Source organism: Paracoccus tegillarcae (assembly GCF_002847305.1).
Classification (GTDB): Bacteria; Pseudomonadota; Alphaproteobacteria; order Rhodobacterales; family Rhodobacteraceae; genus Paracoccus; species Paracoccus tegillarcae.
The window spans coordinates 1638059-1653755 of the sequence record NZ_CP025408.1 but is presented as its reverse complement, the minus strand read 5'-3'; the positions used below and the strand labels follow the sequence as shown (position 1 = coordinate 1653755).

General features: G+C 61.8%; 15 protein-coding genes. 7 read left to right on the top strand and 8 right to left on the bottom strand.

The window, feature by feature from the left end; genetic code table 11:
- Positions 1 to 50: 50 nt before the first annotated feature.
- The 4 genes from CUV01_RS08120 to CUV01_RS08105 form a co-directional block, all read right to left on the bottom strand.
- Complete coding sequence (locus CUV01_RS08120; protein ID WP_101460031.1) at positions 51 to 1058, bottom strand: DUF808 domain-containing protein; 1008 nt, start codon at positions 1056 to 1058, stop codon at positions 51 to 53.
- A gap of 257 nt (positions 1059 to 1315) precedes the next feature.
- Entirely contained in the window at positions 1316 to 1885 is a 570-nt protein-coding gene (locus CUV01_RS08115) for a fasciclin domain-containing protein (protein ID WP_101460030.1), read from the bottom strand.
- Positions 1886 to 1987: 102 nt separating this feature from the next.
- Positions 1988 to 2692, bottom strand: coding sequence for an anti-sigma factor (locus tag CUV01_RS08110; RefSeq protein ID WP_101460029.1), 705 nt, complete (start codon positions 2690 to 2692; stop codon positions 1988 to 1990).
- A complete protein-coding gene (locus CUV01_RS08105; protein WP_101460028.1) occupies positions 2689 to 3240 on the bottom strand; it encodes a sigma-70 family RNA polymerase sigma factor in 552 nt (183 codons plus the stop codon). The genes CUV01_RS08110 and CUV01_RS08105 overlap by 4 nt, the downstream gene beginning before the upstream one ends.
- Positions 3241 to 3369: 129 nt before the next feature.
- Here CUV01_RS08105 and cobS point away from each other — a divergent pair, with 129 nt between their 5' ends.
- From cobS to CUV01_RS08085, 4 genes are all read left to right on the top strand, one after another.
- Positions 3370 to 4341 carry a cobaltochelatase subunit CobS gene (cobS, locus tag CUV01_RS08100; protein ID WP_101460027.1) on the top strand — a complete coding sequence of 324 codons (972 nt, stop codon included), beginning with the start codon at positions 3370 to 3372 and terminating at the stop codon, positions 4339 to 4341.
- Positions 4342 to 4523: 182 nt separating this feature from the next.
- Entirely contained in the window at positions 4524 to 5582 is a 1059-nt protein-coding gene (locus tag CUV01_RS08095; RefSeq protein WP_101460026.1) for a Hint domain-containing protein, read from the top strand.
- Positions 5583 to 5685: 103 nt separating this feature from the next.
- The gene (cobT, locus tag CUV01_RS08090) at positions 5686 to 7554 is read left to right on the top strand and encodes a cobaltochelatase subunit CobT (protein ID WP_101460025.1); all 1869 of its coding nucleotides are present in this window, start codon (positions 5686 to 5688) and stop codon (positions 7552 to 7554) included.
- Positions 7555 to 7653: 99 nt separating this feature from the next.
- Positions 7654 to 8904: a helix-turn-helix transcriptional regulator gene (locus CUV01_RS08085; RefSeq protein ID WP_232962628.1), complete on the top strand. Its 1251-nt coding sequence runs from the start codon at positions 7654 to 7656 to the stop codon at positions 8902 to 8904.
- A gap of 489 nt (positions 8905 to 9393) precedes the next feature.
- Here CUV01_RS08085 and CUV01_RS19615 read toward each other — a convergent pair whose 3' ends face one another.
- Both CUV01_RS19615 and CUV01_RS08080 read right to left on the bottom strand, forming a co-directional pair.
- On the bottom strand, positions 9394 to 10266 hold the full coding sequence (locus tag CUV01_RS19615) for a hypothetical protein (protein ID WP_157994810.1): 873 nt from the start codon (positions 10264 to 10266) through the stop codon (positions 9394 to 9396).
- 598 nt (positions 10267 to 10864) lie between these two features.
- On the bottom strand, positions 10865 to 11551 hold the full coding sequence (locus CUV01_RS08080; RefSeq protein ID WP_101461951.1) for a response regulator transcription factor: 687 nt from the start codon (positions 11549 to 11551) through the stop codon (positions 10865 to 10867).
- A 133-nt stretch (positions 11552 to 11684) separates the two neighbouring features.
- On the opposite strand from CUV01_RS08080, the gene ribA reads away from it, so the two are divergent.
- The gene (ribA, locus tag CUV01_RS08075) at positions 11685 to 12743 is read left to right on the top strand and encodes a GTP cyclohydrolase II (protein WP_101460023.1); all 1059 of its coding nucleotides are present in this window, start codon (positions 11685 to 11687) and stop codon (positions 12741 to 12743) included.
- Positions 12740 to 13243 (top strand): L,D-transpeptidase family protein, encoded by a 504-nt coding sequence (locus CUV01_RS08070; protein WP_101460022.1) that lies wholly within the window; start codon positions 12740 to 12742, stop codon positions 13241 to 13243. Before ribA ends, CUV01_RS08070 begins: the two co-directional genes overlap by 4 nt.
- A gap of 18 nt (positions 13244 to 13261) precedes the next feature.
- Here CUV01_RS08070 and CUV01_RS08065 read toward each other — a convergent pair whose 3' ends face one another.
- Entirely contained in the window at positions 13262 to 13915 is a 654-nt protein-coding gene (locus CUV01_RS08065; RefSeq protein ID WP_101460021.1) for a YggS family pyridoxal phosphate-dependent enzyme, read from the bottom strand.
- Positions 13916 to 13984: 69 nt separating this feature from the next.
- Positions 13985 to 14902: a porin gene (locus CUV01_RS08060; RefSeq protein WP_101460020.1), complete on the bottom strand. Its 918-nt coding sequence runs from the start codon at positions 14900 to 14902 to the stop codon at positions 13985 to 13987.
- A 243-nt stretch (positions 14903 to 15145) separates the two neighbouring features.
- Between CUV01_RS08060 and CUV01_RS08055 the strand changes: the two genes are divergently transcribed.
- On the top strand, positions 15146 to 15640 hold the full coding sequence (locus CUV01_RS08055) for a DUF3576 domain-containing protein (RefSeq protein WP_422385871.1): 495 nt from the start codon (positions 15146 to 15148) through the stop codon (positions 15638 to 15640).
- Positions 15641 to 15697 lie beyond the last annotated feature (57 nt).

Below are 15697 nucleotides of genomic sequence, written 5' to 3'. Positions count from 1 at the left end.
ACCATTTTATGAAGGAAATGTGACAGTCTTTGACCGTCCGGTCAACGATGCTAAACCTGCTCAGTCTTTCCGAACAATCCCTTAACCCAGGCGATCAACGGGATGATCGTCACGTTCAGCAACGGGTTGACCACGTATTTGACGATGGGGATCAGGATCAGGCCAAGGATCAGCCCGACGATGCCGTCAAAAAAGGCCGTCGTGGCCCAAGCGGCCAGACCCGGCGCCTGCGGCAGTGCGGCTGCGGCAGCCTCGGATTGGTGATGGATCCACTCATAGGGCTGGTGCTGGCCCATCTGATGCAGGCCGTGAATGATGATTTGGCCACCGACCCAGATCATTGCGGCGGTGCCGACAATGGTCAGGACCTTCATGAAATAGGGCATGAATTTCACGATCCCCCGACCCAACCCGGCCAGAATGCCGCTGCGGCTGGTGGCAAGATGCACGCCAACGTCGTCGGCCTTCACGATCAGCGCGACAAATCCGTAAACGGCGACGGTGATGCCAATGGCGACCACGGCCAGGATCAGCCCCTTCATCCACAGCGTTTCATCGCTTGGGATGGTGGACAGCGCGATGGTCATGATTTCGGCGGACAGGATGAAATCGGTCTTGATCGCACCTGCCACGCGCTTTTCTTCCAGTGCAGCGCCTTCGGATTCGGGGTGGGTGTGCTTTTCGCTGTCATGCGCGTCGGATTTGCTGCCAAGGGCATGCGCAACCTTTTCGGCGCCCTCATAGCACAGATAACAGCCGCCCAGCATCAGCAGCGGCGGGATCAGCCAGGGTGCAAACACCGACAGCAGCAGCGCCGCGGGCAGCAGAATCACCATCTTGTTGAAAATGGACCCGCGCGTGATCTTCCAGACGATGGGCAATTCGCGGCTGGCGTCGAAGCCCTGCACATATTTGGGCGTGACGGCCGCATCGTCGATCGCGGCACCGGCAGCCTTGGCGCCGGCTTTGGCGGCCTGACCTGCCACATCGTCGATAGAGGCCGCCGCGACTTTCGAGATCGAGGCCACATCGTCCAACAGGGCAATCAAACCGCTCATACTGCTACTCCATCTCGCGTTATGTCCGAACCTGCCGGGCTAACGCATCTCATGCAAGCTTGGTTCACGGCGCCGTAGGCTGTCAGGTCAAGAAGAGCAAGCCGACCTGCCCGGATATCGGAATAAATACCGCCCGCGCCGCCGGGTGAGGCGGGCGGGCGGTCCCGCGCTCAAGAGGGGGCGCGCGGGTGGCCCCGTTCCGCATGGAAGGTACGGGGACAATGGGTGGTAGAAACGCGCCCAAGGCGCGCCTCTGCTTACATTTTCGGCATCAGAACCGCGTCGATGACATGGATGACGCCGTTCGACTGGTCCACATCGGGGATGGTGACGGTCGCCACGGTGCCGTTTTCATCGGTCAGCGTCAGCGCATTGTCGCCTTCGCGGATCGCTGCGGTCAGGACACAACCGCCGACCGTTTCGATGGCGTGCGAACCGCCGTCATCAGCGATCATCTGGCCGATGGCAGGCGACATCGCGTCCACAGCGGCAACATGGCAGGTCAGAACGGTGGTCAGCGCGTCCTTGTTTTCCGGCTTCAGCAGATCATCGACTGCGCCATCGGGAAGGGCAGCAAAGGCTGCGTTGGTCGGTGCAAAGACGGTGAACGGGCCAGGACCCGACAGCGTTTCAGCCAGACCGGCGGCCTGAACTGCAGCAACCAGCGTCGTGTGATCCGCCGAGTTCACGGCGTTTTCGACGATATTGCGGTCCGGGAACATCTCGGCTCCGCCGACCATCGTGTTCTGGGCAAAGGCCATAGGTGCGGCCAAAGTGACACCAGCAGCGATGATCGCGGCGCGGATCGTGGTTTTCTTCGGGGTCATGGTAGTTCCTCCGTCTGTCAGCGAGGCGCGCCAATCGCGCCCTCTGCCAACATCCACGAGGCCATTTCAGAAAAGTTGCGCCTGCCCGCGCAGGTTTTTGTTTCACAAACGTGTGAGCGGCCCGATTGCCAGCACAGGACCATGCACACCGGTGGGCGAACCGCCCAGAGGTTCGTCCGATACGGCCAGTTGCACGGTATCACCCGGCTCCAGCCCCTCGGGCAGGGTCATGCTGGCCCGACCATCGCGCGGCAACACCCCAAGCGAGACAGGCGTGGCATCCTGATCGGCAATCCACCACAACTCGAAATCCCGATCATCCGCAGGCGCACCCTCGGCCAGCGCGACTTCCATATCGCGCCCGTCCAGTCTTGCCTCGACCCGCAACACACCCTGTTCGGCCACCAGATCGGCGGCGAAACCGGGCGCATCCGTCTGCGGCAACAAGATCACCGCCAGCGCCACGGCACCGGCCACGACCGCACCGGCCAGCCAGCCGAACCAGCCACCGCCCGTTTGCTTGCCGCGTCCGCGACGGATCTCTGGCACCTTCGACAGCGGTTCATCGACCAGGCCAAGGGCGCGCTGGATGTTCAGCATGGCGCGGGCAGGCGGCATCACGGCAGTCAGTTCATCGGCCATTGCCGAAAACCGCTCTTGCCAGTCGCGCACGGCGCTGGCGAAGACCGGGTCATTGACCATGCGCTGATGCACCGCCTCGGCCTCGTCGGGCTCAAGCAGGCCAAGCGCGAATTCGGCGGCCAGTGCCTCGTTTTCCTGTTCCGGGGTCAGGTGTTCATCACTCATTGGCTCACGCAGTCCTTCAACTGCACCAGCCCGCGACGCAGCCAACTGCGCACGGTGTTGATCGGGGCACCGGCGGTCTGCGCCAGTTCGGCGTAGCTGGCGCCTTCCAGATAAACCGCGCGCAACGCCTTGGCCTGCGTCGAGCCGATCTCATCCAGACAGCTTTCCAGCATCCGTCGCTGTTGATTGCGAATGGTCATCTCTTCGGGGCCGGGGGCCGAGGACGGCACGGCCTCCGCCATTTCCGCCGGCGCGGCACCGGGACGTCCCTTCTTGGCGCGCAGCTTGTCGATAGAGCGGTTGCGCGCGATCGTGATCAGCCAGGTCATCGGCGACAGCCCGTTCGCGGCATAGCGGTCGGCATTCTTCCAGACGCGGATGAACACCTCTTGCAACGTCTCTTCTGCCAGCGGTCGATCCTTCAGCACAGACAGACAGACGGCATGCAGCTTGGCCGAGGTGGCGTCGTAAAGCGCCTCGAATGCATGCCGGTCGCCCAACGCGACGCGGGCGATCATGTCTTCTACATCGGCTAGACGGCGATCCATGGGCAAGGCTGTCCTTTGGCAAACACGCCCCTAGTTAGGCTGCACAAGGTGCAGTCGTCAACGCCGCCCATCTTGCGTCCGCCCCACGAATGCGCGATCAAGCTGCGGATACGAGTATGAGGGGCCGATATGCTGGACGAACACGCCAAACCCACCGAAGAGATCGACCTGCGCGAGGTTTTCGGTCTGGACAGTGACATGAAGGTCAAGGGCTTTGCCGAAAAGACCGACCGCGTGCCTGATATCGACAGCACCTATAAATTCGACCCCGACACGACCCTGGCGATTCTGGCGGGCTTTGCCTATAACCGCCGGGTGATGATCCAGGGCTATCACGGCACCGGCAAATCGACCCATATCGAACAGGTCGCAGCCCGGCTGAACTGGCCCTGCGTGCGCGTCAACCTCGACAGCCATGTCAGCCGGATCGACCTGATCGGCAAAGACGCGATCAAGCTGGTCGATGGCAAGCAGGTGACGGTATTCCACGAAGGCATCCTGCCCTGGGCGCTGCGCAACCAGACGGCCATCGTGTTCGACGAATACGATGCCGGCCGCGCCGATGTGATGTTCGTGATCCAGCGCGTGCTCGAGGCCGACGGCAAGCTGACCCTGCTGGACCAGAACGAGGTGATCACGCCGAACCCCTATTTCCGCCTGTTCGCGACGGCCAACACGGTGGGCTTGGGTGATACAACCGGCCTTTATCACGGCACCCAGCAGATCAACCAGGGCCAGATGGACCGCTGGTCGCTGGTCGCCACGCTGAATTACCTGCGCCACGATGCAGAGGCCGCCATCGTTCTGGCCAAGAACCCGAACTACAATAACGAGAAGGGCCGCAAAACCATCAACCAGATGGTCACGCTGGCCGATCTGACCCGCACCGCGTTCATGCAGGGCGATCTCAGCACCGTCATGTCGCCGCGTACGGTGATCACATGGGCCCAGAACGCCCGCATCTTCGACAATGTGGGTTACGCCTTCCGCCTGACCTTCCTGAACAAATGCGACGAACTGGAACGCCAGACCGTGGCCGAATTCTATCAGCGCCTGTTCGACGAGGAACTGCCGGAAAGCGCGGCGGCAATGGCGGGATGAGGGAATGGCGCGATTTTAACTGGTTGCGTCGACCTGACAGCCCCGCCCGACCGCGCGACAGATGCTGTTGCAACCAGGTAGCGGAACCGGGACATTTGACCGCTGCCTGGTGCCGGAACTGGTCTGCCAGGTTCAAACCGGCTATATAGCTGGCAAGAGTTGCCAAGCGATGTAGGTTTTTTATGCCAGTAGTATATGTTTACAGCCCGTCCGATTTCGTCCAGGGCCTGCCCGATGAGCAAGGCTCAGCTGCTGCGGGATCGCCGAACTTCAGGCTGACGCTTCGCCCCGGCGCAACCCCGACAGCCATAGAAATTTCCGACGATGACGCGGTGTTCGACGAGGTCGATGAAAACCAGACGGTGACATCGACCGTGACCATCGATGGCCGAACGATCCCTGCCGGCACGACCGTACACACGGCCTATGATCTGCTGAACCCCTCTAGCGGTCACAAGGTCACCTCGCTCATGTTTGGTGGCGACGGCTTTCAGCAGGGCGCGGTTGATGGCCTTGTCTCGACCGTCGAACTTGTTCCCGGCCGCACCTATGTCTTTAATCAAGAGCGGACGTCGCACCAGCAAGCAAACGGCTATGCTGGCTATTTCGCCTGTTTTGCTGCCGGTACGCGCATCGAGACTGATCGTGGCCAGGTGGCCGTCGAGGATCTGCGCGAAGGCGACATGATTGCGACGCTGGATGCCGGTTTTCAGCCTCTGCGGCTGAAACTGTCGCGCAAGGTCACATCGCCGGAATTGCGGGAAACGCCGAAACTGCGCCCTGTGCGCATCAAGGCAGGCGCACTTGGCGGCATGTTGCCTGCGCGTGATCTGCTGGTCTCGCGGCAGCACCGGATGTTGGCCGTCTCACCGATCGCACGGCGGATGTTCGGTGTCAGCGAAGTGCTGATCAGCGCCATCAAGCTGACCGATTTACCCGGCATCTATGTCGATACGGCGGTTGAAGAGGTCGACTACTATCATTTGATCCTGGATGATCATCTGGTGATCTTTGCCGAGGGCGCGCCGACCGAAAGTTTCTATCGCGGCGACAATGCGCTTCAAACGCTGTCTCCAGCGGCAATGCAGGAATTGGCCACGTTGTTTCCCGATATGGTGCAGCGCGATGGCGTCCGCCTGATCCCCGAGGGAAAACGGCAAAGGATGTTCGTAAGGCGGCATCTGGAAAACGACAAGGAATTGGTCGCGGGCGGTCCGCGCCTCTCCTCGACCGGCCCCTGACATATCTGGCAAGCCGGTTTTTCAGATGGCGAAACCAATGCGTGTCGACGCGCCGCGCCGCCTGCCTCTTGCGACAGGGCGCGGGCAGTGATCTATGAGAGCCATGAAGAAAACCGACAACCCCGCTGATCCGTTCAAGAAGGCCCTGACAGAGGCCACGCGTGCGCTGGCCGATGATGGCGATTTGAACGTCACCTACAGCGCCGATCCTTCGGGCGTGGCGGGTGACACGATGCGGTTGCCGCAGATCAGCCGACGGATGTCGCGGGATGAAATTCTGCTGGCGCGCGGCACGGCCGATGCCCTGGCGATGCGGGTGCGCCACCACGACGCGGGCACGCATGCGAAATACGTCCCCGCAGGGCCGATGGCGCGGGAACTCTATGAGGCGATGGAAACCGCGCGGGTCGAGGCTTTGGGCGCGCGCGACATGCCCGGTGCTCTGTCCAATATCGACGCCAGGATCGCGGTCGATGCCGAGAAAAAGGGCTATGCCCAGATCAAGGCACCCTCGGATGCGCCGCTATCCGTTGCGGCGGGTTATCTGCTGCGTCAGGCAGCGACCGGCCGCAAACTGCCACCCGGCGCCGATCATGTGGCCGATCTGTGGCGCCCCTTCATCGAACAGCAGGCTGGCGAAACGCTGGACAGCGTCGGCGAAACGCTGGCCGATCAGGCGGCCTTCGCGCGGCTGTCGCGCCAGATCATCAGTGATCTGGGCTATGGCGATCAGTTGGGCGAAGACCCCGACGAGCCCGAAGACGACGATGCCGATGAAAACGCCGAGCAGGATGAAGAGGGCGGCGACAACCAGTCCGGCGAAGAGGATGACGGCGAGGATGCCGAAGCCTCGCCCGAGCAATCTCAGGAACAGCAGCAGGACGAGCGGCAGGCCCAGGTCAGCATGGATGACCAGTCCGAGGACGAACTGTCCGACGAGGCCGAGATGCCCGAGGCCGAAAGCCCGCCCGACATGCCGCCTCCGGTCAGCGAGGCCAATGCCGATTACAAGGTCTTTGCCCAGACCTGGGACGAGGAAATCAAGGCCGAGGAACTGGCCGATCCGGCGGAACTGGAACGCCTGCGGGCCTATCTGGACAAGCAGCTAGAGCCGCTGCGTGGTGCGGTCAGCCGCCTCGCCAACAAGCTGCAACGCCGGCTGCAGGCGCAGCAGAACCGCAGTTGGGAATTCGACAAGGAAGAGGGCGTGCTGGATGCCGGCCGTCTGGCCCGTGTGGTGGCAAACCCGACCATGCCGCTGTCGTTCAAGATCGAAAAGGACACCGAGTTCCGCGACACGGTCGTGACGCTGCTGATCGACAATTCGGGCTCTATGCGCGGCAGGCCGATCAGCATCGCGGCGATCTGTGCCGATGTTCTGGCCCGCACGCTGGAGCGGTCTTCGGTCAAGGTCGAGATCCTCGGCTTCACCACCCGCGCCTGGAAGGGTGGGCAGGCGCGCGAGGAATGGCTGAAACAGGGCCGCCCGGCCCAGCCCGGCCGCCTGAACGACCTGCGGCACATCATCTACAAAGGCGCCGATGCCCCCTGGCGGCGCGTGCGGCCGAATCTGGGCCTGATGATGAAAGAGGGCCTGCTCAAGGAAAACATCGACGGCGAGGCGCTGGAATGGGCGCATCGGCGCTTGGCCAGACGACCCGAGGCGCGCAGGATCTTGATGGTGATCTCGGACGGCGCGCCGGTTGATGACAGCACGCTTTCGGTCAACCCGGCAAACTATCTGGAAAAGCATCTGCGCGATGTGATCGCCATGGTCGAGCGCCGCAAACAGGTCGAACTGCTGGCCATCGGCATCGGCCATGATGTCACCCGCTATTACGAGCGCGCGGTCACCATCACCGATGTGGAGCAACTGGCCGGTGCAATGACGGAACAACTGGCGGCGCTGTTCGATGCCGATCCGCGCAAGCGCGCACGGGTGTTGGGCATGAACGCGATGCGGCGGCTCTAATCGGGTCTGCGACAGGGGGGAACTGCTGGCGGTCAGCGTCGCCTCTTGCGTCGCGCCGCGCGCCGGGCTTTCATCCTCGATATGAGCAACCGTGGCACCATGCATATTCTCACCGGCACGCGCATTCGCGAAAGGCGGCTGTCGCTGTCGCGCAAGCAGGCCGATGTCGCGGCGGCGGCAGGGATATCGGCGGCCTATCTGAACCTCATCGAACACAATCGGCGACCGGTCGGCGCGTCGTTGATGGCAAGATTGGCGGATGCACTTGCGGTGCCGGCAGCCGAACTGGAATCGGGTCGCGAAGAGGCGCGATTGGCATCGCTGCGCGAGGCGGCGGCGGCGCTGGACGGGCGACTTGGCAGCAATGCGCCCGAGTTAGACCAGACCGCCGAATTCGCCGCCCGGTTTCCGGGCTGGGCCGACGCGCTCGTATCCGCCGCCGGGCAGAATCAGGCGCTGTCGCAGCGGCTGGTTTCGCTGTCGGAACGGATGACACGCGACCCCTATCTGCTGGACACGCTGCACGAGGCCCTGTCGGCGGCAACGGCACTGCGGTCCACCGCCGCGATCCTCGCCGAAGGGGGCGAAGGGCTGACGCCCGAATGGCGCGCACGGTTTTTCGCCAATCTTGATGATGACAGCCAGCGGCTTTCGCGAACCGCACAGGCGCTGGTTGCCTATCTCGATAGTTTCGAGGCCGACAGCGCCATCCTGACCCCGCAGGACGAGGTCGAGGCCTGGATGGCCGCCGGCAGCGCGCCGCTGGATCAGGCGACGGATCTGGCCTCGGATGCGGCCCGCGATCTGGCGCAGGCGCATCTGGACCGCATGGATGCCGAGCGGCAGATCCTGCCCGATGAAGATCTGACCCGCGCTGCCGCCGAGGCCGGCGATCCCCTGGCCATGGCGCAGATGCTGGGCCAGCCGCTGGATCTCGTCATGCACCGGCTGGCGCTGGTGCGTCCCTCTGGCTACGATGGCGCCGGACTGCTGATCTGCGATGGTGCGGGGGTGATGGTCCTGCGCCGCGCCGCTCACGGCTTTGGTCTGCCGCGTCAGGGCGACGCCTGTGCTCTGTGGCCGCTCTTTCAATCGCTGGCCAACCCGCAAACCGCGCTGCGTGTCCGTGTCGAAATGCCGGACGGGGCCACGTTCGACACGCTCAGCTATGCCACCCGCGCGCAGCCGGGCGGGCTGCTGGGCCCTATTCTCAGCCGCGCGCAGATGCTGATCGTGCCGGCTGGCGCCGACCGCGCCGAGCCGCCTCTGCCCATCGGCTCTAGCTGCCGCATCTGCCCGCGCGATGCCTGCCCTGCACGGCGAGAGCCTTCAATTCTGTCGGCCGGCTAGCCTGCCTGATCCGCGGTCGATTGTCGTGATCCTCGTCCATGGCCGCGCAAACTGACATGGAGTCCGCCCCCCTTTTTGCCCGAACGGTGCAGCCGCAGAAACCCACTCTCAGGTCTGAATAGTTCGAGAATGTGTTCCCGACAGACAACCCGGTTCGCCCTCCGACAATTCCCCTGGAAGAACGGGAAAGAACACATTCACCCTCCCCGCCGGTGCGGAGAAACTCAGAAAATGTGTGGCGCATCTCTGCACCTGCGTTGACTCGGCGAGGAAATATCGCAAATTTTCATAGACCGTCCGCCAAGCACCGTGCGGCGCTCAGATTGCCAAAATTCATAGGTTGATGTCACCGGCGCAAACGACCGTTTTCGCCGCGCCAGAATTTAAGCAGCCATTCGTTCTCAGCGCGGCGAAGGCGTGTGAAGAGCCCAATCTCACTGATGCTGCGTAATGCACTAACGTCTGCTTTACACTCCATTCGCACACTGCCTAATCAGCAGTTATACAGTGGGATGGCGAGGATTCGACAGCACATATTTGAGGATCGGTTTCGTTCAGGCCGAGTGCACCCAGACTAATCAGACTTCCCAAGACATTGTAAAGTTGGTTGGCGCGACCCCCTCGCCAACGACCACTTCCAATCGACCAAACCGCAAAACCCTCATTTAACTGTTCCCCGGTGACTGGGTCCAACATCGACAATTGGCAGAACGTTGCAATCTCTGAGACCGGTTGCAGAGAAATCTCGTTGTCTTCGCCGATTATGTGGAATGTTGGGATATTTGATGATCTGTTAATTCCAATCCAGCCCTTTCCCAATCCAAGTGAAAAAGCGCCGCTTACGGCGCTCACTCTCTCATCATCCGGTGGAAGAAATAAGGGTTCATGTTCTAACCATGACCCAACCAAATTTTCGGATATAGAGAACGTTGCACTTTCATTTCCACCTAGCTCAGCAACAGTTAACGGGTTCTCAAGTTGGCCTTCAACCGTTGTGGACCAAACTCGGAAAGGCTCCTCGTAGTCCACTATCTCCTCGTCAATTGTGTCGGCAGAGACGCATTTCAGCACAGGATCAATGATCAGCCGTCTTTCTCCCAAGTTTGACACAAGAATGGTCAGGTTGCGCGCGGAGACAGAGCTTACTTGAGCGCTGATTTTCGGCGGGGACGGAAAGAAACTTGACCTGATTTGTGGGGCAATCGAGATCACAAAGGCGAGAAAAGCGAGGATGAACCCAAGAACAGGTGTCCATGTCTTGATATGCCGACGCCAGTCTTGATGTGAGCCGCATTCAACGCAAAGGCTCGCTCTTGGTTGGATTGCTTTTCGGCACTCGACGCATCTCTTGGTTTCTTCCATGTCTCAAAATCTTTGCGACGCATTCGAGGATTTAGTTTCGACCGACGGTGTCATGTCGCGGCTTCAACGGCAAGTAAAGCAGACTTTGGCGCAGCCGCAGCGAATGCACACTTCGTCCGCACACCAGACGGTGATCGACCCTAGATCAAGGTCCGCTGTGCCGTCTGATTTGGTCAAAACTCATACGTTGATGTCACCGGCGATATCGACCGTTTGTTGAATGGTCCACCTAAGCGAACCTTGAAGCGCATCGAACCAAGGTCCACAAGGTCTACCCTGGATGCTACACTACCGCGCGCTGCCTGTGTACGCCCTGTGTACAGGTTGTGCGCGGTCTGTGTACGGGCTGTGCGGCCTCAAACCCAGCGTTTGCAGGCTGTTTCCAATTCCGGCTGAAATCCCCCGTTGCGCGCACAGGCCACGCAACGCGCGGCTGTTGCGGACGGGTGGGTTGTCGCAAATGGAAACGGCCCCGGTGGGGATCACACCGGGGCCGCTCTAACTGATGTGGCCGCATCCACCGACCACTGGGCTTCGGGATGTGAACGCCGGAGGGCCTCAAGGGTTCCGGCGGTTCACAAACGTTAATCCCCGCGGGTCAGGCGACCAGACGATAGCCGCCCGATTCCGTCACCAGCAGCCGCGCATTGCTGGGATCGGGCTCGATTTTCTGGCGCAGGCGATAGATATGCGTCTCCAGCGTATGCGTTGTAACGCCCGCATTATAGCCCCAGACCTCGTGCAGCAGAATGTCCCGCGGCACCACGCCATCCTGCGCGCGATACAGGAATTTCAGGATGTTGGTTTCCTTCTCGGTCAGGCGAATCTTGCGTTCCTTGGTGTCGATCAGCATCTTCATCGCCGGCTTGAACGTATAGGGCCCAAGCTGGAAAATCGCGTCTTCCGACTGTTCATGCGTGCGCAGCTGCGCGCGCAGCCGGGCCAGCAAAACCGGGAATTTGAACGGCTTGGTGATGTAATCATTCGCGCCGCTGTCCAGCCCCAGAATGGTGTCCGCATCCGTATCATGACCGGTCAGCATCACGATCGGGCATTTGACATTGTGCTTGCGCAACTTCTTGCACAGCTCGCGCCCATCGGTGTCGGGCAGGCCCACATCGAGGATCACCAGATCAAAGATGTTCTGTTTGCTCGACTCGACCGCCGCAGCACCAGTGCCGGCTTCGAACACGTCGAAATCATCGGTTGCGACCAGTTGCTCGGCCAGCGCCTCGCGCAGATCGTCTTCGTCATCCACCAACAGGATCTTTTTCAGTCCGGGCATACTTGCCTCCTTTGCCTCATTACGTGATGGATGGGGTTGCGCGGGTTTTTCGTCCAGCATCATGTCGAAATTCTCACATGGAGTTGTCGGGGGAAGGCGTTATGTTTCAGATTGTTTCAAAAATTCCGGCCCGATGACCCTGATTCCCTCTCTCGCTGAAACGGTTTCACGCGCCCGCGCCGATCTGCGCATGGGCTTGCCGGTGATGATCGGAGGTCACATCGCCGCAGCGGTTGAAACCCTGTCAGCGGCCCGCCTGGCGGATATGCGCGCCCTTGGCCGCCCGGTCCTGGCGATCACCGAATGGCGGGCCGAGACGCTCAAGGCACGCGCCTATGACATCGGTCTGGCCCGGGTGCAGGTGCCCGCCGATGCGGATCTGGCCTGGCTGCGCGCGCTTGCCGATCCAACCGGCGATCTGATGACCCCGCTCAAGGGGCCACTCTTCACCGACCGCGAAGGCGATGCGGCACCGCACCGCGCCGCGCTTGGGCTGGCGAAATCGGCGCAACTGCTGCCCGCCGTCCTGATGGTGCAGGCCCCCGCGCAGCCGGGGCTGACCGTGCTGGACCCCGCCGCGCTGACCGAATTGCTGCAGGCGCAGGCGGCGATGGCGCCGGTCGCAGCGGCCCGCCTGCCCCTGCAAGCGTCCGAGCGGTCGCGCCTGCATATCTTTCGGCCCGACGATGGTGGCGAAGAACATTACGCCGTCGAAATCGGCGACCCACCGCGCGATGCGCCGGTGCTGACCCGCCTGCATTCGGCCTGCTTTACCGGCGACGTGCTGGGCAGCCTGAAATGCGATTGCGGCCCGCAGTTGAACGCCGCGTTGCAGCTGATGGGTCAGCAAGGGGCAGGGATCTTGCTGTATCTTAATCAGGAGGGCCGCGGGATCGGGCTGGCCAACAAGATGCGGGCCTATGCGTTGCAGAACCAGGGTTTTGACACGGTCGAGGCCAACCATCGTCTGGGTTTCGACGATGACGAGCGGGATTTCCGCATCGGTGCGGCGCTGTTGCGCAAGCTGGGTTTTGATCAGGTCCGGCTGCTGACGAACAACCCGCGCAAGGTGACCATGCTTGAGGAAAACGGCATATCCGTCGCCGAGCGCGTGCCGCTGATCACCCCGCGCAACCGTCACAATACCGGCTATCTGGACGCAAAGGCGGCGAAATCGGGGCATCTGTTATGAGCCCCGACGACCTCGTGCTGACCCCGCAAGGCATTCGCTATCAGGGCCGGCTGTTTCCCTGCAGCATCGGCAAGACCGGTTTGACGACGACCAAACGCGAAGGCGACGGCGCAACGCCAACAGGGCTGCACCTTGTGACCGGCCTCTGGTATCGGCCCGACCGCCTGCCTCGCCCTGCGCCCTGGGCCCGGCCCATTGGCCCCGGCGACCTGTGGTGCGACGCCCCAGACCACCCGGCCTATAACCACCACGCCCGCGTGCCACTGAAGGCCAGCCATGAACGCCTGCGCCGCTCTGATCCGCTGTATGATCTGATCCTGACAACGGACTGGAACTGGCCCGAGGCCACGCCCGGCCATGGCAGCGCCATATTCCTGCACCAATGGCGCCGCCCGCATTTCGGCACCGAGGGCTGCATCGCCTTCGCCCGCCCGCATCTGATCTGGATCGCGAAACGCGCCGCGCCGGGAACCCGGCTGATCGTGGCTTCTTTCTTGTAAAAATACCCTGACCCGGTCTCAACCGTAGTCACGGGCGCCGAAAATGGCGGAACCGACCCGGATATGCGTCGCGCCCTCGGCAATCGCCGCCTCGAAATCGGCGCTCATGCCCATCGACAGCAAGGGCAGCCCGTTCTCGCCCGCCAGCCGCCGCAGCAGGCGGAAATGCGGCACCGGATCCTCGCCCTCGGGCGGAATGCACATCAGACCCTCGGGCGACAGGCCCAGATCGCGGCAGGCGGCCAGAAAACCCGGCAGTTCATCGGCCAGAATGCCGGCCTTTTGCGGCTCGTCCCCGGTGTTCACCTGCACGAACAGCTGCGGCGCGCGGCCCTGTTCAGTGATCTGCGCGGCCAGCTTCTTGGCCAGCGACATGCGGTCCAGCGTGTGAATCGCATCGAACAGCCCGACCGCCGCCCTGGCCTTGTTCGATTGCAGCGGCCCGATCATATGCAGCGCGACGCCATCATAGCGATCACGCCATGCCGGCCATTTTCCTTGCGCCTCTTGCACATAATTCTCGCCAAAGACGCGCTGGCCGGCATCCAGCACCGCGACAACGCGGTCATCCGGCTGCACCTTGCTGACCGCGATCAGCGTAATCTCGCCCGCATCCCGCCCGGCCTGACGCGCGGCGCTGGCAACACGATTCCTGATGTCATCCAATTCCATGACCGGACCATCCAAAAAGAAAAGAGCGGGCGCAAGGCCCGCTCTTCCCTAAGTGATCTTCAGGTTCGATCAGAACGTGAAGGCAACACCGAAGTCGGCGATGGTGTCAGCGTTGTAGTCGCTGTCCACGATGCCACCTTTCAGGGTCGCACCGCCGCCCAGGTCATAGGCAGCACCGATACCCCAAGTGTCGGCATCGCCCGTATCGACGCCGGCAAACGAGTATTCGTCTTTCTTGTAGAAAGCGCTGACGTCGGTCGCACCGGCATCATACATGACCGACAGGCCATACTGCTTCACGTCATCAAACACACCGTCGTTGTCCATATCCGAGTAGATGGCTTTGACGGTCGCTTGACCAAAGGTGCCTTCGCCCGAAATGGTCCACTGGTTCAGGTCGAAACCGTCAACGTCGACAGCTTCATAGCCCAGACCGAATGCATAGTTGCTGGCAGCATATTTACCGCCGATCGACCACACAGTGTCGTTGTCGCCGTCAAAACCGTAGTCGTCGCCAGCGTCCATCATCGAGGCATAGGCCGTGAACGCACCGGTGGTGTATTCATACAGCGCGCCCGGGTTGTCATTCGATTCGAAATCCGAGGTCAGGTAAACGAACTCGTTGATGTCGCCCAGGCCAGTCAGGCCGACGCCATGCAGGTCGCCGTTGGCTTTTTCCGAAGCGCTGTCGATGTCGCCCATGCTCAGTTTGCCATAGGCGCCCGAGATGTAAACGTGGCCAGCACCGCCACGCGAAGCCGAGGAGCCATCTTCGTCTTCGTGGTCAACGCGGAACTCACCGCCGAACGACAGGCCCGAATCCGACTCGCCGGTCAGGGTGAACTTGACGCGAGCGCGGCTGGTGAACTGCAGGTCGTCGCCATCGTAAACCATACCCATGCGGCCGTCGCCCGACAGGCTGACTTCAGCAGCGGCAACACCGGCGGTCATGACCAGGGCAGTGGTCGCGAAAAGAACCTTCTTCATGGTTTTGATCCCTCTTGTCTCTCTCAATGCCCAAACCGGATCGCCCGCCTTGGGGATGCATCTGTCATCCTTCTTTCGGACCCCGGATGCAACGGAATCGCCTACCCACTCAAATCTTTACTCTTTTCTGTGATGCGTTTGCGCCACACCTTGTAATCCGGCCTGTTATAGCAGCCAGCGGACCAAGACGCTTGTGGCGACAGGCTGTTCCGCGCTAAAGCTGCGGCTAAGCAGAATACCCAGATGACGGGGGACATTATGATGACCGCACGCGCCACGCGCCTGACAATCGCAATGACGCTTTGCGCTGGCCTTGCAGCCTGCGGACTCACGGGTGGAGGCGGCAACAGCGGCGAAGCCCGTTTGACTGGCGACGATCCGCAGCGCGCGGAATCGACCATCTGGGATCTTTTCGGCAATCGCGAGAACCCGAATTACACCGTCGCGGTCAACAAATATCTGTGGAATGCCAGTCTGGACGTGCTGAACTTTCTGCCGATCCAGTCGGTCGATCCCTATACTGGCGTGATCGTCACCGGCTACGGCACTCCGCCCGGCGGTGGCCGTTCCTATCGCGCGACCATCAGGGTCAGCGATCCGGCGCTGGACGCGCGTTCCCTGAAACTGGCGCTGCAAGGCGCCGGCGGCGCGGCGGTCGAGCCGGGCACCGTCCGCGCGGTCGAGGACGCCATCCTGACCCGCGCGCGCCAGCTGCGCATTCGCGACGGCGGGCTGTAAGGGCCGCCTCGCACTACTGGACCTGACTTTCATCGGCGTATAAACCCGGCGGGCAAT